This window comes from Novosphingobium sp. MBES04 (assembly GCF_000813185.1).
Taxonomy (GTDB): Bacteria; Pseudomonadota; Alphaproteobacteria; order Sphingomonadales; family Sphingomonadaceae; genus Novosphingobium; species Novosphingobium decolorationis.
The window spans coordinates 114,407-138,474 of record NZ_DF850489.1 but is presented as its reverse complement, the minus strand read 5'-3'; the positions used below and the strand labels follow the sequence as shown (position 1 = coordinate 138,474).

19 protein-coding genes are annotated in these 24,068 nt (G+C 67.4%); 13 read left to right on the top strand and 6 right to left on the bottom strand.

Going from position 1 to position 24,068, the window contains the following annotated elements:
• Positions 1-5 precede the first annotated feature (5 nt).
• Positions 6-956, top strand: a complete 951-nt coding sequence (locus MBENS4_RS14520; protein ID WP_039392605.1) for an acetyl-CoA carboxylase carboxyltransferase subunit alpha — start codon at positions 6-8, stop codon at positions 954-956.
• Positions 957-969: 13 nt separating this feature from the next.
• Here MBENS4_RS14520 and MBENS4_RS14515 read toward each other — a convergent pair whose 3' ends face one another.
• A complete protein-coding gene (locus tag MBENS4_RS14515; RefSeq protein ID WP_039392604.1) occupies positions 970-1,875 on the bottom strand; it encodes an ROK family protein in 906 nt (301 codons plus the stop codon).
• Positions 1,876-2,072: 197 nt separating this feature from the next.
• Between MBENS4_RS14515 and MBENS4_RS14510 the strand changes: the two genes are divergently transcribed.
• The 5 genes from MBENS4_RS14510 to msrA all read left to right on the top strand — a co-directional run bounded on the left by MBENS4_RS14510 (position 2,073) and on the right by msrA (position 9,119).
• Positions 2,073-3,437, top strand: coding sequence for an MFS transporter (locus MBENS4_RS14510; RefSeq protein WP_242404957.1), 1,365 nt, complete (start codon positions 2,073-2,075; stop codon positions 3,435-3,437).
• Between the two features lie 48 nt (positions 3,438-3,485).
• Positions 3,486-4,553 (top strand): LacI family DNA-binding transcriptional regulator, encoded by a 1,068-nt coding sequence (locus tag MBENS4_RS14505; RefSeq protein ID WP_084592292.1) that lies wholly within the window; start codon positions 3,486-3,488, stop codon positions 4,551-4,553.
• 221 nt (positions 4,554-4,774) lie between these two features.
• On the top strand, positions 4,775-6,487 hold the full coding sequence (locus tag MBENS4_RS14500; RefSeq protein ID WP_039392603.1) for an Hsp70 family protein: 1,713 nt from the start codon (positions 4,775-4,777) through the stop codon (positions 6,485-6,487).
• On the top strand, positions 6,484-8,268 hold the full coding sequence (locus MBENS4_RS14495) for a hypothetical protein (protein WP_039392602.1): 1,785 nt from the start codon (positions 6,484-6,486) through the stop codon (positions 8,266-8,268). Before MBENS4_RS14500 ends, MBENS4_RS14495 begins: the two co-directional genes overlap by 4 nt.
• Positions 8,269-8,471: 203 nt before the next feature.
• Positions 8,472-9,119: a peptide-methionine (S)-S-oxide reductase MsrA gene (msrA, locus tag MBENS4_RS26745; protein ID WP_039394926.1), complete on the top strand. Its 648-nt coding sequence runs from the start codon at positions 8,472-8,474 to the stop codon at positions 9,117-9,119.
• 6 nt (positions 9,120-9,125) lie between these two features.
• Here the strand turns inward: msrA and MBENS4_RS14485 are convergent, their stop codons facing one another.
• Positions 9,126-10,301 (bottom strand): BaiN/RdsA family NAD(P)/FAD-dependent oxidoreductase, encoded by a 1,176-nt coding sequence (locus MBENS4_RS14485; RefSeq protein ID WP_039392600.1) that lies wholly within the window; start codon positions 10,299-10,301, stop codon positions 9,126-9,128.
• A complete protein-coding gene (locus tag MBENS4_RS14480; RefSeq protein WP_039394923.1) occupies positions 10,298-11,938 on the bottom strand; it encodes an NAD(P)/FAD-dependent oxidoreductase in 1,641 nt (546 codons plus the stop codon). Before MBENS4_RS14480 ends, MBENS4_RS14485 begins: the two co-directional genes overlap by 4 nt.
• Before the next feature lie 164 nt (positions 11,939-12,102).
• Between MBENS4_RS14480 and MBENS4_RS14475 the strand changes: the two genes are divergently transcribed.
• The 6 genes from MBENS4_RS14475 (at position 12,103) to MBENS4_RS14450 (ending at position 18,546) form a co-directional block, all read left to right on the top strand.
• On the top strand, positions 12,103-12,432 hold the full coding sequence (locus tag MBENS4_RS14475; RefSeq protein WP_039392599.1) for an antibiotic biosynthesis monooxygenase family protein: 330 nt from the start codon (positions 12,103-12,105) through the stop codon (positions 12,430-12,432).
• The gene (locus tag MBENS4_RS14470; protein WP_084592167.1) at positions 12,429-12,842 is read left to right on the top strand and encodes a group II truncated hemoglobin; all 414 of its coding nucleotides are present in this window, start codon (positions 12,429-12,431) and stop codon (positions 12,840-12,842) included. The genes MBENS4_RS14475 and MBENS4_RS14470 overlap by 4 nt, the downstream gene beginning before the upstream one ends.
• A gap of 90 nt (positions 12,843-12,932) precedes the next feature.
• Positions 12,933-14,150 carry a TetR family transcriptional regulator gene (locus MBENS4_RS14465; RefSeq protein ID WP_052322407.1) on the top strand — a complete coding sequence of 406 codons (1,218 nt, stop codon included), beginning with the start codon at positions 12,933-12,935 and terminating at the stop codon, positions 14,148-14,150.
• A 216-nt stretch (positions 14,151-14,366) separates the two neighbouring features.
• The gene (locus MBENS4_RS14460) at positions 14,367-16,511 is read left to right on the top strand and encodes a TonB-dependent siderophore receptor (RefSeq protein WP_052322406.1); all 2,145 of its coding nucleotides are present in this window, start codon (positions 14,367-14,369) and stop codon (positions 16,509-16,511) included.
• Positions 16,511-17,074 carry a hypothetical protein gene (locus MBENS4_RS14455; protein ID WP_039392598.1) on the top strand — a complete coding sequence of 188 codons (564 nt, stop codon included), beginning with the start codon at positions 16,511-16,513 and terminating at the stop codon, positions 17,072-17,074. The genes MBENS4_RS14460 and MBENS4_RS14455 overlap by 1 nt, the downstream gene beginning before the upstream one ends.
• Positions 17,059-18,546: a PepSY-associated TM helix domain-containing protein gene (locus tag MBENS4_RS14450; RefSeq protein WP_039392597.1), complete on the top strand. Its 1,488-nt coding sequence runs from the start codon at positions 17,059-17,061 to the stop codon at positions 18,544-18,546. The genes MBENS4_RS14455 and MBENS4_RS14450 overlap by 16 nt, the downstream gene beginning before the upstream one ends.
• Before the next feature lie 2 nt (positions 18,547-18,548).
• Here MBENS4_RS14450 and MBENS4_RS14445 read toward each other — a convergent pair whose 3' ends face one another.
• The 3 genes from MBENS4_RS14445 to MBENS4_RS14435 form a co-directional block, all read right to left on the bottom strand.
• On the bottom strand, positions 18,549-19,073 hold the full coding sequence (locus MBENS4_RS14445; protein WP_039392596.1) for a VOC family protein: 525 nt from the start codon (positions 19,071-19,073) through the stop codon (positions 18,549-18,551).
• Positions 19,074-19,136: 63 nt separating this feature from the next.
• On the bottom strand, positions 19,137-20,372 hold the full coding sequence (locus tag MBENS4_RS14440) for an MFS transporter (protein ID WP_199904420.1): 1,236 nt from the start codon (positions 20,370-20,372) through the stop codon (positions 19,137-19,139).
• 38 nt (positions 20,373-20,410) lie between these two features.
• Entirely contained in the window at positions 20,411-22,831 is a 2,421-nt protein-coding gene (locus tag MBENS4_RS14435; RefSeq protein WP_039392595.1) for a TonB-dependent receptor, read from the bottom strand.
• 471 nt (positions 22,832-23,302) lie between these two features.
• On the opposite strand from MBENS4_RS14435, the gene MBENS4_RS14430 reads away from it, so the two are divergent.
• Positions 23,303-24,067 carry a hypothetical protein gene (locus MBENS4_RS14430; RefSeq protein WP_039392594.1) on the top strand — a complete coding sequence of 255 codons (765 nt, stop codon included), beginning with the start codon at positions 23,303-23,305 and terminating at the stop codon, positions 24,065-24,067.
• Position 24,068 lies beyond the last annotated feature (1 nt).

The window sequence follows — 24,068 nt, the reverse complement described above, 5'->3', positions numbered from 1 at the left end:
AACCGATGAAATCCTACCTGGACTTCGAGAAGCCGATTGCCGAACTGGACACCCGCGTGGCCGAGCTGCGCGCGACCCAGGACGGCAGCAGCGACATCGACATCGAGGCCGAGATCGCCAAGCTCGCGGCCAAGAGCGAGGCCATGCTCGCCTCCACCTACGGCAAGCTGACGCCCTGGCAGAAGACCCAGGTCGCCCGCCACCCGCTGCGCCCGCACTTCGTCGACTACGTGGAGATGGCCTTCACCGACTTCGTGCCGCTGGGCGGGGACCGCCTCTATGGCGAGGATTGCGCGATCCTGGGCGGCTTTGCTCGCCTCAACGGGCAGCGCGTCATGCTCATCGGCCACGAAAAGGGCAACGACACGGCGAGCCGCGTCAAGCACAACTTCGGCATGGCCAAGCCCGAAGGCTACCGCAAGGCGATCCGCCTGATGGAGATGGCCTCCAAGTTCGGCCTGCCGGTCGTCACGCTTGTCGACACCGCAGGCGCCTTCCCCGGCATCGAGGCCGAGGAACGCGGCCAGGCCGAAGCCATCGCCCGCTCGACCGAAGCCTGCCTCGCGCTCGGCGTGCCGATGGTCGCGGCCATCGTCGGCGAAGGTGGCTCGGGCGGCGCGGTCGCGATTGCCGCGGCCAACAAGGTGCTCATGCTCGAGCATTCGGTCTACTCGGTGATTTCGCCCGAGGGCGCCTCCTCGATCCTGTGGCGCACGCCCGAAAAGGCCGCCGACGCCGCCACCGCAATGAAGGTGACGGCGCAGGACCTCCTCGAACTCAAGGTCATCGACGGCATCGTCGAGGAACCGCTGGGCGGCGCCCACCGCGATCCGGCCAAGACCGCCAAGGCTCTGGCCACCGCGATCGAGAAGGAACTCGCCAAGCTGTCCAAGCTCGGCACCGAGGCGCTCGTGCGCCAGCGCGAGGAACGCTTCCTCGCCATCGGCTCACTCTGAGAACGAACGTGACCTAAACCGCGTGCCCGGGCCGCTGCGCAAGCGCCCGGGCCGCGATTTCCAAGGCCCCTGTCGGCCCCGCATCGTCCCCCAGCGTCGGCAGCACGATCCGCTGTGCCAGAACGGCGGGCGTGGCATCCTCCAGATAGCCGCCCAGCAGATGCGGCACGTGGTCGATCGCGCGCGCCAACAGATGCCGCTGGCGATGGGAGACGCCTCCCCCCACGATGATCCGCTGCGGCGCCAGTGTCAGCAGCAGGTGGACGAGCAGTTCGGCAAGATCCTGCGCGATCACCTCCCAGCGCGGATCGTGCGCGGGCACTTCCCCCGGATGGCAGCCCAGGCGCGCAGCGAGCGCAGGCCCGCTCAGCAGCCCCTCCACGCAGTCCCCGTGAAAACGGCAGGCGCCCGCAAAACCGTCCCCACGCGCCCGACGCAGGCGCAAATGCCCCAATTCGGGATGCAGGCTGCCGTGGACCGGGTGACCTTCGACCAGCACGCCGCCCCCGATGCCGGTGCCGATGGTCACATAGACAAGGCTGGTACAGCCCTTGCCCGCCCCATGCCGGTATTCGCCCAGCGCCGCGCCGTTCACATCGGTATCAAGCCCGACCGGGCAGCCCAGCTCCTTCGCAAAGGGCGCGCGCACCTCCGCCCCGCTCCACCCCGGCTTGGGGGTTGCCAGCATGCATCCGAAATCGGTGGCGCGCGCATCGAGACGGATCGGGCCGAAACTCGCGATCCCGAGCGCATCGAGCGCCCGCGTGCCTTGCCAGCCGGACAGAACCTCAAGCGCCTCTTCCAGAGTGGTTTCAGGATCGCGGGTCGCGAATTCGACACGCTCGTCGATCCGTCCCGCCTGCCCGAGCACCACGACCGTCTTGGTCCCGCCCAACTCGATTCCCGCCAACCTGTGCACGCGCCTCTTCCTTCCCGAACCGCTCCGCCGCTCCCCCAAGTTGGCTCGTAATCGGAGCCAAACACGTAGGTGTACGGAGCCTCGCCCGCACCAGACCTTGGTAGGCAATAACGATTGTATCCATCGCACAGGCCGCGAGGGGAAGCAAAATGCGGGCAGGGCCACCACACGGGCCGGTCAAACAGTTTCAAAGGCCCGTGAGATCGCACGGCAGCGCGGTTGCCGAAGCGGTGACGGCGCTGGAAGGAAAGCGCCGCCTGTCGCTGGCGCGGATTGTCGAACTGAACCTGGGCTTCTTCGGCCTGCAACTGAGTTTCGGCCTGCTGGTCGCCAACACCTCACCCATCTTCCGCAGCCTCGGCGCCGAGGAAAGCGAACTCCCGCTTCTGTGGATCGCGGGCCCCATGACCGGAATGCTCGTCCAGCCGCTCGTCGGCGCGCTCAGCGACCGGACCACCTCACGCTTCGGGCGGCGCACGCCCTTCCTTGCGGCGGGCAGCGTGCTCGCCGCGGCCAGCCTGGTTGCCATGCCGCTGGCCCCTGCGCTGTGGGTCGCAGTCGCCCTGCTCTGGGTGCTCGACACGGCCAACAATCTGGTGCTCGAACCCTACCGCGCGACCGTGGCGGACCGTCTGCCACCCGACCAGCTGCCGCGCGGCTTTCTCGTCCAGAGCGCCTTCACCGGTGCCGCGCAGACGCTAGCCTACCTCCTGCCCTGGGCGCTCGCCACGCTCATCGACCACCGGCTTGTCGATGCCAACGGCGTGCCGCTGACCGTGCGCATCGCCTTTGGTGCCGGCGCGGTGATCACGCTCTCCACGATCCTCTACTCGCTGCTGCGCGTGCCCGAACCCAGCCTCTCCCCCAGCGAACGTGAGGCGCTGGTCCGCCTGCCCCGCCGTCCGCTCCTTGCCGAAATCTGGACGGCGCTGCGCACCATGCCCGCGCCCATGCGCCGCCTGGCGCTCCCCATGCTGTGCCAGTGGTACGCGATGTTCGTGTTCTGGCAGTTCTGGCTCGATACCATCGCGCGCCGCCTCCTGGGCACCCACGACCCGGCTTCGGATGCCTACCGCGAGGCGATCCTGCTGACCCAGCAGCTGGGCACGCTTTACAATGCCATCGCCTTTGTCGCCGCGCTCGCCCTGATCCCCCTCCTGCGGCGCTGGCCGATCCGCACGGTCCATGCGACCTGCCTTGCCCTGAGCGGCCTTTCCATGCTCCTTCTGGCCCGGGCGGGATCGGTGACCTCGCTGGCGCTGGCCATGGTCGGCATCGGGATCGGCTGGGCCGCCCTCATGGGCAACAACCATGCCCTGCTCGCGCGTTGCCTGCCAGCGCACCGGATCGGCATCTACATGGGCCTGTTCAACCTCTTCATCGTGGTGCCCATGCTCGCCGAAACCGTGACCATGCCCCTGCTCTACCGTCACCTGCTGGGCAGTGACCCATCGCAAGCGATTGTAATGGCAGGATTCATCATGATGACCGGGGGCTTGACCATTTTTCTGTCAGGGAACCCCAGCGTTTCCGCCTTTTTGCGACAGAATCGCAAGAAATAGCCTCGCGTATCTATCCGACTGACCAATAGGGTGCTACAAATGCCCACGATGGTGGAAAAATTGAGGAACGAGGCCGAGGCGGATTCTTCCGAACTCGCCCTCACAGAAGAGATCGAGGTGCGCACTCTTGCCGACCTCGCTCGCCTGGCGGGCGTTTCGGCGGGCACGGTGTCGCGGGCCCTTGCCGGCAAGGCGCTGGTCAATGCCGAGACCCGCGAGCGGATCCAGGCGCTGGCCCGCAAGCACGGGTTCCGGCCCAACCAGATGGCCAGCAAGCTGCGCTCGCGCCGCACCGGCGTCATCGGGGTGGTCATTCCCCTGGGGCACGACAAGCGCCAGCATATTTCGGACCCCTTCTTCCTGACTCTGCTGGGCGCCCTTGCCGACGAACTGACCGAGAGCGGCTACGATCTCATGCTCAGCCGCGCGATCCCCGACCAGACAAGCGACTGGCTGGAGCGCATGACCGGTTCGGGCATGGTCGATGGGGTCATCGTGATCGGCCAGTCCAACCAGTTCGAGACGATCGAGCGGGTGGCCCGCCACTACCCGGCGATGGTCGTCTGGGGCCATCACCGCGAAGGGCAGATCCACTGCTCGGTGGGCAGCGACAACTTCGAGGGGGGGCGCCTCGCCGCCGAGCACCTGATCAAGAGCGGCGCGCGTCGCCTTGCGTACCTGGGCAGCACGGTCGGCATCGAGATCGCAAAGCGCTTCGAAGGCACGCTGGCCGCTGCGCGCGCAGCCGGCCTCACCGTTACCCACCTCCCGGTCCACATGGCCCACGAACAGGTCTTTGAGGAAGTCTCTTCCGCGCTCGGTTATGGTAGCGGTATCGAATTCGACGGCATCGTCGCCGCTTCGGATCTCATCGCGATGTCGGCCCTGCGCGTCCTGTTCGAGAACGGGCACCAGGTTCCCGCCGAGGTGCAGGTGATCGGCTTCGACGACCTCCCGCTCGCCGCGCAGACCTTCCCGCCGCTTTCCACCCTGCGCCAGGAAATCCAGACCGGCGCGCACCTCATGGTCGAAAAGCTCAAGGCACGGATCGCGGGCCAAGCGGCGCCAAGCGAGGTCATGGCCCCGACGCTCATCCTCCGGGATTCTACGCGTTAGTTTGGTAGGCAAGTCCCAAAGTGCCATTTTCCGGCCGCGCTGCGATGGCGGCGTGTCTTCCCGGCATCGCTTCGCGGTAATCTCGCCCACAAGCGCAGACCATGCCTTCCGGTGCCGGGCGCCCCACGCTAGACAGCGCCGAGTAGGCGCCGCTCCCGGTCAGGACCAACGGCGCACGGACCCCATGAGCAGGAATTGCCAAGACCCATGTTCGACGTCGCATGCTGATCGGGATTGACCTTGGGACGACCAACAGCGCGGCGGCGATCTGGCAGGAGGGAGCCGCCCGGCTGATCCCGGCGAGCGCCGATGGCGCGCTCCTGACCCCGTCCGCGGTAAGCTGTGACGCCTCGGGCACGACCTGGGTCGGGACGCCCGCGCGCGACCGCCGCGCGGCCCACCCCGCCGACACCGCCACCAGCTTCAAGCGCGCCATGGGCACGAACACCCTGTTCCACCTTGCCGGCCGCGAATTCCGGGCCGAAGACCTCTCCGCGCTGGTCCTGCGCGCGCTTGTTGAGAATATCGCTGCCGAGACCGGCACCCGCCCCACCGAGGCGGTCATCACCGTGCCCGCCTACTTCAACGATCGCCAGCGCAAGGCCACGCGCCAGGCGGGCGAGCTGGCCGGGCTCACCGTGCGCCGCCTGATCAATGAACCGACCGCCGCCGCGCTCGCCTTCGGCCTTCAGGCCAAGGGCGACCGCGAGCCGTTCCTGGTCTTCGACCTGGGGGGCAGCACCTTCGATGTCTCCATTGTCGAGATGTTCGAGGGCATCGTCGAGGTCCGCGCCTCGGCGGGCGACAACCGCCTGGGCGGCGATGACTTCGACCGCGCGCTGATCGCGCTCACCGCCCAGCGCCTCGATCCCGAAGGCCGCCTTGCCGCGCTTCCCGAAACACGGCGCGAGGCGCTCCTTGCCCGCGCCGCCGAGCGCTGCCGCAAGGCCCTTTCCAGCGCCGTCGAGGCCGATTTCACCGTCACGCTCGATGGCGAGACGCAGCTCTCCGTCACGGTCGGACAGGACGAATTCGAAGCGGCCTGCGCGCCGCTCCTCGATCGGCTGCGCGATCCCATCGTGCGTGCGCTCCGCGACAGCGACATCGCCGCCCACGACCTCTCCGAGATCGTGCTCGTGGGCGGGGCCACCCGCATGCCCGCCGTGCGCAAGGCAATCACCCGCCTCTTTGGCCGTTTCCCCAACGCCGCCGTCCACCCCGACCACGCGGTAGCACTCGGCGCGGCGATCCAGGCGGGCCTGGCCGCACGCGATGCCGCGCTCGACGAAGTGCGCATCACCGACGTCTGTCCCTACACGCTGGGTGTCGAAGTCGCCGAGCCCAGCCCCCATGGTGGGCTCCAGAAGGGCCTGTTCTCCCCCATCATCGAGCGAAATACGCCCGTACCCGTCAGCCGCGTGCAGTCCTACTCCACCTTGTCGGACGGGCAGAAGCAGATCGAGTTCGGCATCTACCAGGGCGAAGCGCGCGAGGTCGCGCGCAACATTCGCCTGGGCGAAATCCGCATTCCCGTGCCCGCGCGCCCGGCGGGCGAAGTCGATGTCGACGTGCGCTTTTCCTACGACAGTTCGGGACTTCTCGAAGTCGACCTGCACATCCCGCTCGACGACAGCCGCCACAACCTCGTCCTGCTGGATGAGGAAGACCGCGAGGGTCCCGAGAGCCTGGCCGCCCGGCGCGAGGCGCTGGCCGCGCTGAAGTTCCATCCCCGCGAGGATGCGGCCAACATGGCGCTCCTCGCGCGCGCCGAGCGCTGCTACGAAGACCATATCGGGCCTGTCCGCCAGAACCTGGGCCGCGCGATCACCCGGTTCACCGGGATCCTCGACACCCAGGAGCCTCGCCTCATCGCCGAGGCCAGGGAGCGCCTCAGCGCGCAGCTCGACGCCATCGAAGGCAGCGCCCCACTATGAGCGAGACCTTCCCCTGGTCGGCGCTGGGCATCGCCCCGACCAGCGACCGCGCGGCGATCCGCAAGGCCTATGCCGCCGCCGTCAAGGCCATGGACATCGACGCCGAGGTCGAGGGCTACGCCCGCCTTCGCAGCGCGCGTGACCAGGCGCTGGCCCTGGCCAGGGAGGCTCCGTCAAACGCCGTTTCCCCGCCGGTCTTGCGCGACCTGCCCGAAGACGATGAGGATGCAGTGCCCGAGGACGAGGCCGCCTCCACGTCCAGCTCCGGGTTCTGGCCGCTGGCCGCCCCGCGCCTGCTGCGCCCGCTCGGCGAGGGCTCTGTCCGCACCGCGCCGCAGGTCCCCGAGCCTGCCCCCGGGCGTCCCTGCTTCGAGACGATCTTTCCCGATGCCCCCGCCGACACGCCGATTGCCGCCACGCTGGAGCTTGGCCCCCACCAGAGCCTCGCCGCGCCCACCCTGTCCGGATACGGCGAGATCGAGGCCGCGCTGGGTCTGATCCCGGGACAGACGGCCTGCGAACGGCTCGAGGCTGTGCTGACCGAAAGCGAGGATCCCGAACTGGCCGAGGCCGAACGCATCGTCGCGGTGCGCGCGCTGCAGGCCGCGATCGGCGAAGCCCGTTCGGAAGGGATCGACCGGCAGGAGCAGGTGGAAGACTGGCTGGCGGACCTTCTTGCCACCCACTGGCCACGCTCGGCTCCGCTGCTCGAAACGGCAACCCAGGCGTTCGGCTGGCACGAGGAGTGGCACCGCTTCGATGCCCGCCCCGCCGTGCGCTTCATCGGCGCGCGCCTTCGCGGAGCGCGATTCCGGGCGCGCGTGGAAGACCCCGGACACCGCTACCACGCCGCCTGGCGTGAGCTGAACCGCAAGGGGCCCGCCGGCCCTTTCCGCTGGCTGCGTGCCTCGCGCGATGACGTGCAGTTCGTGCTTTCGGGCCTGCGCGCGAATTTCGCGCATCTGGAAGACGAACTGGACCCACGCCGGGTCGCCTCGTGGAACCGTCCGGTGATCTGGCCGCGCGTGGTCCTGGGCCTGTGCTGGCTCGCGCTTCTGGCCAATCTCCTGGGCCTGTCCTGGCCCTTCGGCACCCCGGGCTACGAGCTGCCCGATGGCAGCCGGATCGAACTTGCCGAGGACGGTCCGGGGCCCACGCTCTTTGGCGAATACATCGAGAACGCGGTGGCCGAGAGCCTGGGGCGGGGGCATGACCTGGCCTGGCTCTGGGACCGCGACGCGGAACTGGCCCGGCGCATTGTCGCGCAAGTGCGCGCCAGCCTGGACAGCGGGGACGGTGCCGAGGGGGCCACCCGCGCGGCCGTCAACCTCGTGCGCGCGGCAACACACGCCAAGGGCCACACCCTTCGCGCAGAAGCCCGCGAGGCGGCCATGCGCCTGCGCCTCGACCAGTTGCGCGCCGCCCGCGAAATGGCCCCTGCCACCTGCCTCGCGCTGCTCCACGACGGGCAGTTGCCCGAACAGGCGTCGGCGTTTCCCGAGCCGCTGCGGGCGCGCGAACGGGCCGCTGCCGCGCGCCTTGCCGAGACCCCGCTCCCGGTCGAGGACCCGGGCGAGGAAGATACCTCGGTTCCCATTCCAGGCACTCTTATCGACGCGATCATTGCGCGCACGGGCCTGCCCGACGCGGCCGTGCGCGAGGCCCTTCAGAACGAGGGCGAGGATGCGCCCCGATGCGATGTCGCGATAGCGCTGCTGGCGGCGGCACTCGACTGGGAGGGCGACCCCGCCACCCGCGAGGCGATCCTGCGCGCGCTCTGATCTGGCCCAAGGATCCGGGGCGAGGATCCGGGGCCACCCCTAGCCGCCGGAACACCTGTCGGGAACGCAGCGAGCCGTTTCCACGTTCCCTCTCCACAGCCGCGGCACGCGGCCGCAAGCGGGAGAGTGGACGTGACACCATCGCCGAGACCGCCGGAAGGGGAGCCCCCCGCGAGGCACGCCCCTATGCGCTCTCGCTCGCGCTGCCCGCGACCTGCCTGCTCGCCCTTGCCGGAGCGGCCGTCTTCACCTTCCGCTCCAGCGCCACCGCGCAGGACCTGCCGCCCCCACCGCGTGAGGCTGGCCCGGTCCCCAGCGGCCTCCAGACCGCGGTCTTCGCGGGCGGCTGCTTCTGGGGCGTGGAAGCCGTATTCGAACATGTGAAAGGCGTGCGCACGGTCACCTCGGGCTATGCCGGAGGAACCCGCGCGGACGCCAACTACCGCCGCGTCGCCAGCGAGAAGACCGGGCACGCCGAAGCCGTGCGCATCGTCTACGACCCCGAGGAGGTGCGCTATGGCCAGCTCCTCCACGTCTTCTTTGCCGTCGCCCACGACCCCACGCAGCTCAACCGCCAGACACCCGATGTCGGGCGCAGCTATCGCTCGGCGATCTTTCCCCAGACCCCGCTCCAGCGCCAGATGGCACGCAGCTATATCGCCCAGCTCGACAGCGCGGGCACGTTCGGGCGCAAGATCGCCACGAAGCTGGAACAGGGAGCCTTCTACAAGGCCGAGGACGTCCACCAGGACTTTGCCCGCAAGAACCCGCGCAACGCGTATATCGTGCGCTGGGACAAGCCCAAGGTGGCCAGGCTCAAGCGCGAATTTCCCGCACTCTACACGCGCTGAAGCCGCTCAGATCGCCTCACCGGCCGCAAACCCGCTCGCCCAGGCCCACTGGAAATTGTAGCCGCCCAGCCACCCGGTAACATCGACCGCCTCGCCGATGGCGTAGAGCCCGGGGACCTTGCGCGCCTCCATCGTCTTGGACGAAAGTCCCGCGGTGTCGATCCCGCCCGCGGTCACTTCCGCCTTGGCAAAGCCTTCCGATCCGTCGGGAACAAAAGGCCAGCGCGCAAGCTGCGCTTCGGCCGTGTCCAGGGCCTTGTCGGACAAGTTGCCAAGCTCGTTGGTCAGCGCCAACCGCTCGGCCAGCGCCTGCGCCAGGCGGTCGGGCAGCGCCTCGCCCAGCACCTTGCGCAAGGCAACTTTGGGCCGCGCGCGCTTGGCGGCCTTGAGCCAGCCGCGCTCCTGCCCGGGCAGGAAGTCGATATGGACCGTATCCCCGCGCTGCCAGTAACTGGAAATCTGGAGAATGGCGGGACCTGACAGCCCCCGGTGCGTGAACAGGGCCGCCTCGCGAAAGGCGGTCTTGCCGCAGGTCACGACGACCTCGGTCGCAACGCCCGAAAGCTCGCGGAACAGCGCCTCGTCGGCTGGAAGCGTCAGCGGCACCAGCGCGGGGCGCGGCTGGACGACCTTGAGGCCGAACTGGCGCGCCAGATCATAGGCAAAGCCTGTCGCCCCCATCTTGGGGATCGAGGGGCCGCCCGTCGCAATCACCAGCGACGGGGCATGCGCCTGCGCCGCGCCGTATCGTACCGTGTAGCCCTCTTCGCCGCGTTCGACGCTGGCCACGGCATCGCCGCAGTGGACCGTGACATCGCCCTTGGCGCATTCCTCCAGCAGCATCTCGACGATCTGCTTCGCGCTGCCATCGCAGAACAGCTGGCCCAGCGTCTTCTCATGCCAGCCAATCCCGTGCGCCTCGACTAGGTCAAGGAAATCGCGCGGGGTGAAGCGGCTCAGCGCCGACTTCGCAAAGTGCGCGTTGTTCGAGAGGTAACGCTCTGGAAGCGTGTCGATATTGGTGAAGTTGCAGCGCCCGCCGCCCGAGATCAGGATCTTCTTGCCCGGCTTCTCGGCATGGTCGAGCACGAGCACGCGGCGCCCGCGCAAGGCGGCAACGCGCGCGCAGAACAGACCTGCCGCGCCTGCGCCCAGGATTATCGCATCGTAGGTATCGCTCACGAGGTGGCCGTCTCCGCCGCCCCGACAAGGTCGAGCGCGAGCGCCTCGGCGACGCGGATACCATCGACCGCGGCCGAGAGGATGCCCCCTGCATAGCCCGCGCCCTCACCTGCCGGGTAAAGCCCGCGCGTGTTGAGGCTGTTGAAGTCGCGCCCGCGCGTGATGCGCACGGGCGAGGAGGTGCGCGTCTCGACCCCGGTCAGGACGACATCGGGGTGGTCATAGCCCGGCACCTGGCGCCCGAAGACCGGCAGTGCCTCGCGGATCGCCTCGATCACGAAATCGGGAAGGCACTCGGCCAGGTCGGTCAGGTGGACACCGGGCTGATAGCTCGGGGTCACGACGCCGAACTCGCTCGAGGGTTTGCCTTCGAGGAAGTCGCCCAGCTTCTGCCCCGGCGCCTTGTAGTTCGAGCCCCCCGCCTTGAACGCCAGTTCTTCCAGACGCCGCTGCAGCGCCACGCCTGCCAGCACATCGCCGGGAAAGTCCCGCTCGGGGCTGATGTCGACGACGAGACCCGAATTGGCGTTGAATTCCGCGCGCGAGTACTGGCTCATGCCGTTGGTCACCACGCGCCCCTCTTCCGAGGTCGCGGCCACCACGCGCCCGCCCGGGCACATGCAGAACGAGTAGACCGTGCGCCCGTTCGAGCACTTGTGCGAAAGCGCATAGGCCGCCGCGCCCAGGATCTTGTTGCCCGCGTTGGGCCCATAGCGCGCGGTGTCGATCCAGCCTTGCGGATGCTCGATGCGCACACCGATCGCAAAGGGCTTGGCCTCGACGTGAACGCCCGCCTTGTAGAGCACCTCGAAGGTGTCGCGCGCGGAGTGGCCAACCGCCAGGATCACGTGGCTCGCGGGCAGGAACTCACCCGTGGAGAGATGCAGGCCACAGATCTTCTGGACGCCGTCCTCTCCCGTCTCCAGTTCGAAATCGTCGACCCGCGTGCTGAAGCGGTATTCCCCGCCCAGCTTCTCGATCGTCTCGCGCATCGACATCACCATGGTGACGAGGCGGAAGGTGCCGATATGGGGGTGCGCCTCGGTGAGGATGTCCTCGGGCGCGCCGGCCTTGACGAACTCGGTCAGGACCTTGCGGCCCAGGTGGCGCGAATCCTTGATGCGCGAATAGAGCTTGCCATCCGAGAAGGTGCCTGCGCCGCCCTCGCCGTACTGGACGTTGCTTTCGGGATCGAGGACGGACTTGCGCCACAGCCCCCAGGTGTCCTTGGTGCGCTCGCGCACGGCCTTGCCGCGCTCTACGATGATCGGCTTGAAGCCCATCTGCGCGAGGATCAGCCCGGCAAGCAGGCCGCACGGGCCCGCCCCGATCACCACCGGGCGGGGGCCTGCATAGTCCGCCGGAGCCCGCGTCACGAACTTGTAGCTGGTATCGGGCGTCCTGCGCACATGTGGGTCGTCGGCGAAGCGTTCGAGCACGGCCGCCTCGTCGGCCAGTTGCAGGTCCAGCGTGTAGATGAGCTTGATGGCGTTCTTGCGGCGCGCGTCATTGCCCCGCCGCGCGATGGCGAGGCGCTGGAGTTCGCCCGCAGCCAGGCCAAGGCGCGCGATGACGGCTGCCTCAAGGTCCTCGCTCGCATGGTCGAGCGGCAGGGCAAGGTCGGAAAGTCGGATCATGGCCGCGCCATAGACGCCTTTGCCCGCCGGTGCCATCGCAAGATTGCCTATGTATCGGCCCGGGAAGGCAGGCAGGCGCCTCGTGCGGGCGGGAGGACATTGCGTCCCCTTTCAGGAGCCGCCACCATGAGGTAAGGCCCGATCCCAGCCAAGGAGGTACGCTCATGTTCATCGCGATGAACCGTTTCCAGGTGCTGCGGGGCGAGGAAGACGCCTTCGAAGCGCTCTGGACAAACCGCACGACCTATCTCGACGAAGTGCCCGGATTTGAGGGCTTTCACATGTTGCGCGGCGCCGCGGCGGACGATCACACGCTCTATGCCTCGCACACGCTGTGGCGCAGCCGCGCCGATTTCGAGGCGTGGACGAAGAGCGAAGCCTTCCGCAAGGCGCATTCGCAGGCCTCCGAGAGCAAGCCCAAGTACCTCGGACCGCCCCGCTTCGAAGGCTTCGAGTCCTTCCTGTCCGTGCCCGCCGGGGACGAAGGCGCATGAGCGAGGAAACCGCAGGCGAGGACCAGCCGATCATCGAACGCGTCGGCGGCAAGGATGTCATCGACCGGCTGGTCGTGCGCTTCTACGAACGCATGGACACGCTGGAGGAGGCGCGGCCCTTGCGCGCGCTGCACCCTGACGATCTTGCCCATACGACCCTCATGCTCCAGAACTACCTCACCGAATGGCTGGGGGGACCGCCCCTCTATTCAAGCGAAAAGGGCCATCCCCGCATGCGCATGCGGCACATGAAGGTGCCGATCGGCAATTCCGCGCGCGACCAGTGGATGCTGTGCATGAACGGCGCGCTCGACGAATGCATCGCCGACGCGCCCGCGCGCGAGGCCATCCGCAACGCCATGGCCAAGCTTGCCGACTGGATGCGCAACACCGAAGACACCCCGGCTTGAGGGCATCAAGCAAGGCTTTCTTAACAGTTAGGGCTATCTGCAAATTACGCTTGCCAATTGCCGTACAAATTCGGCAGAAAATGATCTGCAATGGCAACCCTGGCACTCTCCCCCCACCCTACGCAGGACCGCCTGATCACGGCTGTCCTGAACCAATGGCAGATTGAAGGCTCTTCGGGCATCTCGGCCCGCCGCCTCGCCGCGCGGGCCGATGTGCCGGTCTCCTCGATCTACCATCATTTTGATTCGCTTGAAGAACTACAGGTCTGCGCGCAGCAGCGCGCGCGCCATGAGGCCGAGAACTGGTGCGCCGCGCTACTCGAGGCTATCGGCGATTTTCCCGCCTGCCCCGAAGCATTCGGCGGCTTCTTCGCGCATGTGATCGACGCGTGGTGCGAAGCGCAGCGCCATCTCGCCTTTGCCTGGCGCGAATGCGATTCCGTCCCCGATACCGAACACCTCATTCACGGCGAGGCCCAGGCCTGGCAGCGGCTCTGGTACGAGTTCTGGCGCGAGGCCTGCGCCCACTTCCAGGTGGCCCACGGCCACGTGATCACCAAGCGCATCTTCGATACCGAGAGCATGTTTCACCTGATGCGCTGGCACCGCGCCATTGACCAGGCCGCGCTGGGCGAACTGGCGCGTACGCTGGGCAGCTGGCTCGCGGGAACCCCGCCACCGCCGACCCCATGGCGTGACCATACCCGTGCGCTCGCCCTGAAGACGATGCCCGCTCTTCCCGAGCGTGACGAGACGGCCCGGCGCATCGTCGTGGCCGCGCAGCAGGTCCTGGCCGAGGGCGGGAGCCCGCACCTCACCCACCGCCGGGTGGCCCGCCGGGCCGAACTGACGCTGGGCACGGTATCCCACAAGTTCCCGACCAAGTCGGAACTGCTCGGAGCCGCCTTTGAAGGTGCCTACAGCGTGATGGTCGACAAGCTCGACCCGCGAAGCTTCTCCTCTGCCGATCTCGACGCCGTGATCCACGCGATCGCCGACAGCATCTCCAGCGCCACGCGCGAAAGAGCGCGCAACGAACTGTTCCTTGCGGTTGCCCGCGACCCGGCCCTGTCCCATTTCGGCCGCCAATTGCGTTACCTGCGTGGCCGCACCGGCCGCGGCCTGCTGCAATCGCTGGTGGGCTCGCAGCGCACCATCACCGCGACCGAAGGCGCGCTGTTCTCGGACTTCAGCCTGGGCCAGATCCGCCGTCACGCCCTGTTCCCATCCTACGACATCTGCGGCCAGATCCGCGCCGAGTTCGTCGAACTCCTCGCCCTTTTCGAGCGCCCCTCCCCCGACGCCTGACGGCATTCCTGCGCCCCTGAGCGAGCGCCCTTCGCCGGCATGCGCCAGCTCCGAACAGCGGCCTGCCCTCCGCCTTCGGCTCGGGTGCATCCGGGGCTGAGCGCGCGCTCCCCATCCCGAACCACAATGTCCCGCATGGCTTGACAGGGAGCCCGTGCGTGCTACTTCGCGGCCAGAACGTTAATGCAACTCATTCTCATTATAAGGATACGAGCAATGGCCGCGATGCGTGGGGCACATCTGGTGAAGCATTCCGGGAAGGAGGTGCGTCGCTCCGGCCGGTCAACGCTTCTGCGCAGCAGTGCCTTCGGCGCGCTCGCCGCCTTTACAGCCCTCAGCGCGACGAGCGCCCGGGCCGAGGACGCCCCTGCCGACAGGATCATCGTGACCGGCGCCGTCCCCGACGACTACACAGTGGACGACCAGTCGACCTCGACCCGCCTCGACCTTTCGCTGCGCGAGACGCCGCAGGCGACCACGGTCATCTCGCGCGCGCAGATCGAGGACTTCAACCTCGACACGATCAACGATGTCCTGCTGATGACCCCGGGCGTGAATGTCGAACGTGCCGAGACGACGCGCACCTATTACAACGCGCGCGGCTTCGACATCATCAACTTCCAGTACGACGGCGTGGGCCAGCCGCTGCCCTCCGGCCTCCAGATCGGCGCGATCGACACCGCCACCTTCGAGCGCGTCGAGGTCGTGCGCGGCTCGAGCGGCCTGACCTCGCTGACCGGCAACCCGTCGGCCGCGGTCAACTATGTGCGCAAGCGTGCGCGCCGCGAAACCGGCGGCCATGCCAGCCTTGCCTACGCCCGCTTCGACCGCGTTCGCGGCGATGTCGACGTGAACATGGCCCTGACCGAGGACGGCGGCGTACGCGCGCGCTTCGTGGGTGCCTACGAGGACGGCGAGAGCCATCTCGATTTCTACCACGATTCGCGCCTGACGCTCTACGGCACGCTCTCGGCCGATCTGGGGGACAGCACGGTCGCCACCGTCGGCTACGGCTGGCAGGAGAACGACCCGACCGGCGTGACCTGGGGCGGCGTTCCCTTCCTCGATGCGAACGGCGACATGCTCGAATACGACCGCTCGATCACCACGGCCCAGCCCTGGTCCAGCTGGCATTCGATCAGCCGTGACCTGTTCGGTGACATCACCCACGACTTCGGCAATGGCTGGGAGGGCAAGGTCTCGGTCTTGCGCCGCGTGCGCACGATGGAGGCGGAACTCTTCTACCTCTACGGCGCGCAGGACGCGGACGGCAACGGCCTTTACTCCTGGCCGGGCGCCTACATCGACCGTCACAGCGAGACCACCTTCGATGCGCACCTGACGGGCAACTTCACCCTGTTCGGGCGCAGCCACGATCTGGTCCTGGGCGCGAACTACGGCGAGGCACATCTGCGCGAGGATGAGGCCGAGGCGCCCGCGCAGACGAACCTTCCGCTCACCCCCGAAGAGGCCTTCGGCGGCGCCTTCGCGCGCCCTGACTTTGGCGCCTACAGCCTGCAGGCCGCCTACACGACCAAGACGTACGGCGGGTACGGCACGCTGCGCCTCTCGCTCGCCGATCCGGTCCACCTGCTCCTGGGCGGCAATGTCACGCGCACCGAGCGCGAGGGCCATTCCTACGGAACCCCCAACTATTTCGCCAAGACGCGCTTCCTGCCCTTCGCCGGCCTGACCGTCGATCTCACCGGCTCGCTCAGCGCCTATGCGAGCTACGCGACGATCTTCAACCCGCAGATCAACATGCGCCGCGATGGCTCGGTGCTCGATCCCCTCGAGGGCAAGACCTACGAGGCGGGGATCAAGGGCGAATGGCTCGACGGGCGCCTCAACGCGGCCATCGCCGTCTTCAAGACCGACCAGCAGAACGTGGCCGAGGCGACCGGCGAACTCGTCGAGAACTCCGTCCAGAACGCCTATATCCAGGTCGACAATTCCTCGCGCGGGGTCGAGTTCGATGTCTCGGGCGAACTCCTGCCGGGCCTCCAGCTGACCGGCGGCTATGCCTATGTCGATATCGAGGACAACGACGGGATCAATGCCCGCACCTTCATCCCGCGCCACACCGTACGCCTGAGCACGGTCTACACTCCCCCCGTGCTTGAAGCGCTGCGCCTGGGCGGTTCGGTCCGCTACCAGAGCCGCATCACCAACGATGGCGCGGTCCAGGACGAATACGCCGTGGTCGACCTGATGGCGCGCTACCAGCTGACCCGCAACATCTCGCTCGGGTTCAACCTCGATAACCTCACCAACGCCAAGTACTGGCAGAGCATCCAGTTCGCGCAGGGGCTCTACGACGCGCCCCGCACCTGGCGCGGCACGCTCGGCGTCAGCTTCTGATGGCCTCGGCGTTTCTCCTGTCGACCGGCTTCGTACTCGCTGCGGGAGGCCCTGTCCTCCTGCGGATGGGCTGGAACGGCCCCCGCCCGGCGGTCGCCCTGGGCTGGGCGGCGCTGGGCTTTGCGCTTGTCCTGACCCTGACCGCCGGCGGTGCCTGGGGCCTTGCGGTGGGCGCCACCCTGGCGTCGCTGGTCGCGCTGGGTCTTCTGGCCGTGGCGGCCCTGCGCAGCCCCGCGCCGGCGCGCACCCGCGCGCCGCGTGAACCCGCGCCCCGGCGCGCGGTGCGCCCAAGCCTGCCCGACATCGCCCGGCGCACCGGCATCTTCCTCATCATCGCCCTTGCCGATCTTGTCGCCTCGCTGGCGCTGGGCTGGGGGGCGCAGCGTCTGGCCTGGCTCTCGGGCATGGCCGAGGCCGACGCACTTCTTGTCGGGCTTTTCGCCCTGCCGCTGTGCTGGGCGCTTCTGGCGAGCTGGCAATTGACCCGCATTCGCATCACCGACATGCTGCTGGCTGCACTTGCCGTGGCCATCGCCGGAGGACTTCCATGGCTGACGCTGTAAATCCCGCCGCTCCGAATGAGGGCTTCGTCGCCCGCGCGCTCAAGGGCCACGCCGCGCTCGGCCTGCTCACGGGCGCCCTGCTCTATCTGGTGTGCCTCTCGGGCGCGCTCGCGGTGTTCCAGCAGGACCTCCAGCGCTGGGAAGAACCCAGCGCGGCCGAAATGACCTCGATATCGCCCGCCGCCGTGCAGCGCGCGATCGAGGGCACGCTCGAACGCCAGGGCAAGGCCACCGACCATGCCTTTGTCCACATGCCCACGCGCGGCTTGCCCCGCACCATCGTCACCACCGACAACGGCGCGAACTATGTCGATGCGCAAGGCGCCTACGACCGGCCCGAGGCGCACGCCTGGACTCAGTTCGTGCTCTACTTGCACTACTACCTGAACCTGCCCGCGTTCTGGGGGATCATGGTGACGGGCGCGCTCGGCGCGATGCTGGTGGCGGCCGTCGTGACCGGCGTCCTCGCCCACCCGCGCATCTTTCGCGATGCCTTCCGCATGCGCCTGCGCGCCCAGCCGCAGTTGGCCCGTGCGGACCTGCACAACCGCTTCGGGGTCTGGCTCCTCCCCTTCATTGCCGCGCTCGGCTTTACCGGCGCCGTCATCGGTCTGGGCCAGCTTGTCTTCTACACCGCCGCGCAAGAGCGCCACGGCGGCAATCTGGAAGAGGCCTTTGCCCCGATCTTCGGCGAACACCCGGCGCACGATCCCGCACCTGCGCCCGTCGCGCGCGCCGACCGCGCGCTGGAGTGGATGGCGCAGAACCACCCAGACCTTTTCGTCAGTTATGTCACCATCGAGGAAACCGCCACGGCGGGCCAGCAGATCTCGGTCCTTGCCGAGCATCCGCGCCGCCTGATCTATGGGGAGAACTACCTCTTCGATGGCCAGGGCAACTTCAAGAAGGCGCTTGGCCTTGCCGACGGCGCGCTGGGCCAGCAGGCCGCCGCCTCGGTCTACAAGCTGCACTTTGGCACCTATGGCGGCATTCCCGTGGAACTGGCCTACCTTGTTTTCGGCCTTGCGCTGTGCGCGATCATCTCGACCGGCACCACGCTGTGGCTGATGAAGCGGCGCGCCAAAGGTCTGCCCTCGCCCCGCCTCGAGGCGGTCTGGGCGGCGACGATCTGGGGCAGCCCGATCCTGATGACAGGAGCCTACTGGCTGCGCGTCCTGGCCGGGCCGCAGCTGCCCTTCGCCGCGCTGTTCTGGTCGGCTCTGGTCCTGGCCACGATCCTTGCCGCTCTACGTCCGGCGCTGGCCCCCTCTCCGACCTTGCGGCGGGTCCTGGCCGCCATGCTGGTGCTGACCGGGATCGGCCACGTGATCTTTGCAGGGCCGCTGCCCGTGGGCTCGCTGCTGATCGATGCCGCGCTGTGCCTGGGCGCGCTGGCGCTCATTGGCCCCGAGGCCCTGCACCTGCTGCGCCGCGAGCGCGCGGGCAAAGCGCACCTCGCGCCGCAGAGCTGAGATCAGCCTGCGTAATCAAGTTCCGGCCGCGTGCGCTCCTGCTCGGCCGGGTCGGTCTCGACGAGGTTGATCAAGACCCCGTCGGGATCGCGCAGGCACACCTCTAGCTGGGCGCGGTGCTCCATCGCGAAAGTCTGCGGCTCGGGCGCCCAGGTCGCGCCCAGCGCGCGCAGCCGCGCCATCGTGGCGAGGATATCGGTGACGTAGAAGACCAGCGCCACCTCGCCGATGCGCGCAGGGCCGGTGGGCGTGGGGAGTTCCTCCTGCGTCGTGCCATCGGCCAGCTGGAACAGGCCGACCATGCCGTAGTTCGGCCCCGGCCGCTTCAAAATGCAGATGTCGAACGGGCGCGGATCGTCGAACCCCAGGATCGCGGTCGCCGAAGGGTGCGCAAGGCGCGCCTCGATATAGGTCTCCGACAGGCCGATGGCCCGGTAGAAGGCCGCCGAGCGCGCAACATCGCGCACGAAGATCGTGGACCGGATCAGCGCGGAACTGGGCAGGGATGGCTGGGTCGGTGTCGTCATGCGCGTGGGCCTCGCCTCGATAACTTCGGATGAAGTCACGAGGCTAGGCGCAGGCACGTGAATTCAGACATCCAAACGGGCGAGCTGTTCACGGTCCGGATAGCGTCCGAGCGCCAGCAGCGCCGCGCCGCCGATGGCAAAGAGCACGATCGCCACGGTCAGCATGAGATCGTAGCTGCCGGTGGTGTCGCGCACATAGCCATAGAGCATGGGCGAGATGGCCGAACCGATGCCGAAGGGGGCATAGAGGAAGCCATAGATCCGCCCGTAGTGGCGCAGGCCGAAATAGCGCGCGGTCATGAAGGCCACGATGTCGGTCTCGGTCCCGGCCGCGACACCGATCAGGAAGCCGCCGAAGAGAATGAGCGAAAAGCTCGTGCTGGTGCCCATGAGCAGGTAGCAGGCGATCGCGGGCAGCAGCATCGCGGGGAACGCGACGCCCGGCGCCCAGAAGCGGTCGAAGAGGAAGCCGATGCCCAGGCGCCCGATCAGGATGCCCAGCGCCACGCAGCTCATCACGGTCGCCGCATCGCCCGCGGTAAAGCCATGCAACTCGACCATCTGGGCCATGTGGATGTGCGCGCCGCCATAGGAGAACGAGATCAGCAGCGTGCTGATCAGCAGGATCCAGAACTGGCGGCCGTGCATGGCCTGGCGCAGCGAGAGACCCACGACATCGCCATCGGCCGCCTGCTCCAGCGTAGCGGGACGTTCTTCCGGGCGTGGCTCGCGGAACCAGGCGACGATGAAGGGCATCGCCAGGAACAGCGCGAAGACCGTCGCCGCCGGAAAGGCCGCGCGCCATCCGCCCAGGTTGATCGCGAAGTTGACGAAGTGGGGCACGAACATGGCGGTCGCGCTGGTGCCCAGGAGCATGATGCCAAGGGCCAGTCCCCGGTGCCGGTCGAACCACATCGCGACCGCGCGGCTCCAGGTCACCGGCGTCGAGCCGATGGCGACAAGGCCCAGCGCAGCCCACCACATGTACCAACCAGGCAGCCAGTCGGGCACGAAGTAGAACGAGGCGAAGACGAGAATGAAGGCCAGCATCGAGAGGATGCCGACCCGGCGCACGCCGAAGCGGTCGCAGAAGCCGCCATAGACGGGCGCGAGCATGGCGCCCAGCACACCCCACATCAGCGTAGCGGCGCTGATCTGGGTATAGTCCCAGCCGAACTCGTCATGGATCGGACCCATGACGAGCGGCAGGACGTTGAACGGGATCGGCGAGGCGCCACACGCGGTTGCGAGCAGGGCGGCGAAGACGACCTTCCACCCCTTCTTGAATTCACTAGCCAATTGTTTTGCCTCGACGATCCTGTTGCGGTTTCAAAGTATCAGAAATTGTACCGCAGCTTGCCCATGATGGTGCGCGGCGGATTGATGTACGAATAGCCCAGATAGGTCTCGGTGAAGACCTCGTTGGTGCAGTTTTGGCAGTTGACCGAAAGCTGCCACTGGTTGTCCGGGCCGTTGAGCGCGATGCCTGCGTTGAGCGTCCACTGCGCGGCCGAGTGCGAACCCACGACGTAGCGGTTGCCCGAAGCCTCGTAAGTGCCCGTGCCGGTGTCGGCATCGTAGTAGATGGTGCGGTTGGCCGACTGGACTTCCATGGCCGAACGCCAGGTCGCATCGACCGAGGGGACCAGCGAGAGATCGCCCATCGGGATCTCGTAGCTGCCGCCCATCGCCAGCGTCCAGTCCGGGGTACGCACCGGCGTCGAAATGCCGCCCGCATCGGTCACGATGCCCACGCCGCAGCGCGAGGTCACGCCCGAGAGGCACTCAGCCTGCTGCGCCGCGACCGAAAGCACACCGTATTCGTCGCTTTCGGGCGCGTTGCGGTCGATGATGTACTTGTCATCCTGGTAGCCTGCGGTGAGGTGCAGGTTGAGGCCAGGCGTCGGCACGAAGACGAATTCGGCCTCCACGCCCTTGTTGCGGTAGTCCGCGAAGTTGCGGGTGAGGAAGGCGATCGAGCCATCGTCACGCACGAAGCCTGCCGGGGTCTGCAGGTCCGAGATGTCCATCCAGTAGACGGTGAGGTTGGCGCGCAGCATGCGGTTGAACCATTCCGACTTGATGCCCGCCTCGTAGCTCCACACGCGTTCGGGACCGAAGGGCAGGAACTCACCCGGGCGCGTCGCGCGCGAGGCCCAGCCGCCCGACTTGAAGCCCTTGGTCGCGCTGGCGTAGAGCAGCACGTCCGGGTTGATCTGGTAGTTGATCGCAAAGCGCGGGGTCCAGATCTTGGTCTTCTGCTCGAGCGGAATGCCCGCGGCCTGGAGGTTGCCGTTGTTGAGGCAGGCCGGACCGCCCGTGAAACAGACCTCGCGAAGGTCGTTCACGCCCACCTTCTTGGTCTCGTCGGTGTAGCGGATGCCTGCGGTCAGCTTGAGGCGGTCGGTGACGTTGGCGTCGAACTGCGCATAGCCCGCCAGCGATTCTGTCGAGTTCTTGATGACCTTGTCGTCGAGCAGCAGCGCGAAGGAGGACGACAGGCCGAAGATGTCGGCCGTGTTCGTGTTGTTCTTCTCCTTCATGTAGAAGCCGCCCACGACGTAGTCGAGGAAGCCGTCGAAGAGCGAACCGTTGACCTTCACTTCCTGGCTGATCTGGTCGGTCCAGATGTCGCCCAGGATGGTGAAGCCGCCGAAGGGATATCCGCCCACCGCCGGATAGGGGTTGGCAATCGAGGGCGCCGAGCGGCCATCGTAGAAGTCGAGGCCGTATTCCATGTTCTGGCGCAGGTAGCCGGTGATGAACTCGACCGTCGCCTCGTCGGCCACGTCGACCGAGAACTTGGAGGTAATGAGGTCGGTCACCGACTTGCTGTGCTGGCCGTAATCGGCCTTGTCGCCGGTCACGCCCAGATCACGGAAGACGTCCGAGGAGGCCTCGGTGTAGCCGCTCGAGGCGTAGCGCCCGCTGCATTCGCTCGGATCGGCGGGATCGCAGTCGAAGTTCAGGATGTTCTCGGATTCATCGACGATGTGGGTGTAGCCGGCCGACCAGCGCACCGAATCGCTGAGCTCACCGCGCAGCGCGAGGCGCGCGCCCCAGCCATCGATGTCGTTGAGACGGTCACCCGTCGTCGTGTTCTTCACATAGCCGTCGCTGTCCTGCCAGTAGGCCGAGACCTTGGCCGCGAACGTCGGGCTGAGCGGCACGTTGATCGAGCCGCGCAGGGTCTTGGCCTCATACGTGCCGTAGCCGCCCTCGAGGAAGCCGCCGATCGAATCGAACTCGGGCTGGGCCATGTGGACCGAGACCGCGCCGCCCGTGGTGTTGCGGCCGAACAGCGTGCCCTGGGGCCCGCGCAGGACCTCGATGCGGTCGATGTCGAAGGTCGAGAAGTTGTTGGCGCCTTGGCGCGAAATATAGACGTCATCGACATAGGTGCCGACCGGAGGATCGAAGGTCGCGATGGATTCGGTGCTGCCGATACCGCGGATGTAATACGTGTTCGAGGACCCCAGACCGGTGTTGTTCATGCCGATCATGTTGGGGATGTACTGCACGACCTGGAGCGTGCTGGTGACGCCGCGCGCATCGAGTTCCGCGCCCGAAATGGCCGAGATCGCAATCGGCACGCTCTGCGCGGTTTCCTCGCGGCGCTGTGCGGTGACGACGATTTCCGCGACCTGGGCCGCGGGGCGGCGGGCGCTCTCACCCTCCGCGTCCTGGGCACGAGCCGGGGTCGCGATCGCGAAGAGACCGCATAGCGCGGTGCTGGCCGTCAGTACTGCTTTCCTCATGTTCCATCCCTTTGTGTTGCGCGGCTACCGAAGTGGCCGTTCGGGCTGGCTCCACACCCTCGAAGGAGCCCATCGCTCCGGACCGCTCGATCTGCGTCGAACTGCTCCGGATTTCCCCTACGAAGGTTCGTCCCGAGAGGCCTTCTGTCAAGCCAGAAATGGCGACACTTGACTTTTTTGGTATAACTACATTACAAAATTGTCACAGGCCACACGAATCACACAAAGAATCACATTAAAGTGCTGATTTACAGGCATTATTGCTGACGCCGCGAGACAGTACAGCGAAGCCCGAAGAGCGCTCCTCAGCGCTTGACAGGCCGTAATTTGTCCAGACATATCCAAGGCAGGACAGCGCAAAGCGCAGGGTCCAGTCGCTATCCGACAGGCGGACATCAGGTCGTCTTGTTCACGCCTGAGAGTCCGGCTCACCCATGGCCTGACGTCTGAAAAAAGGGAGACCGTCGACCGATGAACAGCCCCGCCTCCACCCCCGCCAGTTCCGCCAGCGCGGCCTTTGCCCCGCTCCCGCGCCGCCGCGGCCGGATCCACTATCGCAAGGTCGACGAGACCGCGCCCTGGGGCTTCGAGGACTGGGACATCACGCTCGGCGCCGATGGCATGCGTACGCTCACCTCGCACTGCGAGCTCGCCATCGCGGGCGACGTTGTCGTGCGCGACAGCGTGATTTCGGTCCACGCCGACTTCCACCCTTGCGAGGCCTACGTGCGGATCATGAACAAGGGGCTCCTGACCGGCAGCGGCTGGTTCCGCTTCACCGACACCGAGGCCCACTGCGAGAGCTATTCGCAGGATCTGGGCCGGGTCAGCCAGACCATCGAGATCCAGCGCCCGATGCGCGGCTTTGGCCTTCATGCGGTGCAGTCCGACGGCTGGCTGGCCGCCACCTTCCCCTTCGAGAAAGGCGTGGGCCATGTCGAGTTCAAGGGCCGCAACCTGATGCACAGCCTGCATCACCTGGGCGCCACCGGCCCGAGCCTGGCCACGACCACCTCGGGCTTCGAATTCCTGGGCGTGGAGGAGGTCACGGTCCCGGCCGGCACCTTCACCTGCAACCGGGTGCGCCTGCGCGGCATCGTCAACGACCACCCGCCCTACGACATGTGGCTGAGCCGCGACGCCGACCGCCTCTACATCAAGGGTGAGGCGCAAGGGTACCTCGCCTCGGTCTTCGAACTCGTCGAACTGGACGGCGCGCCGCTCGGCGACGCCTGAG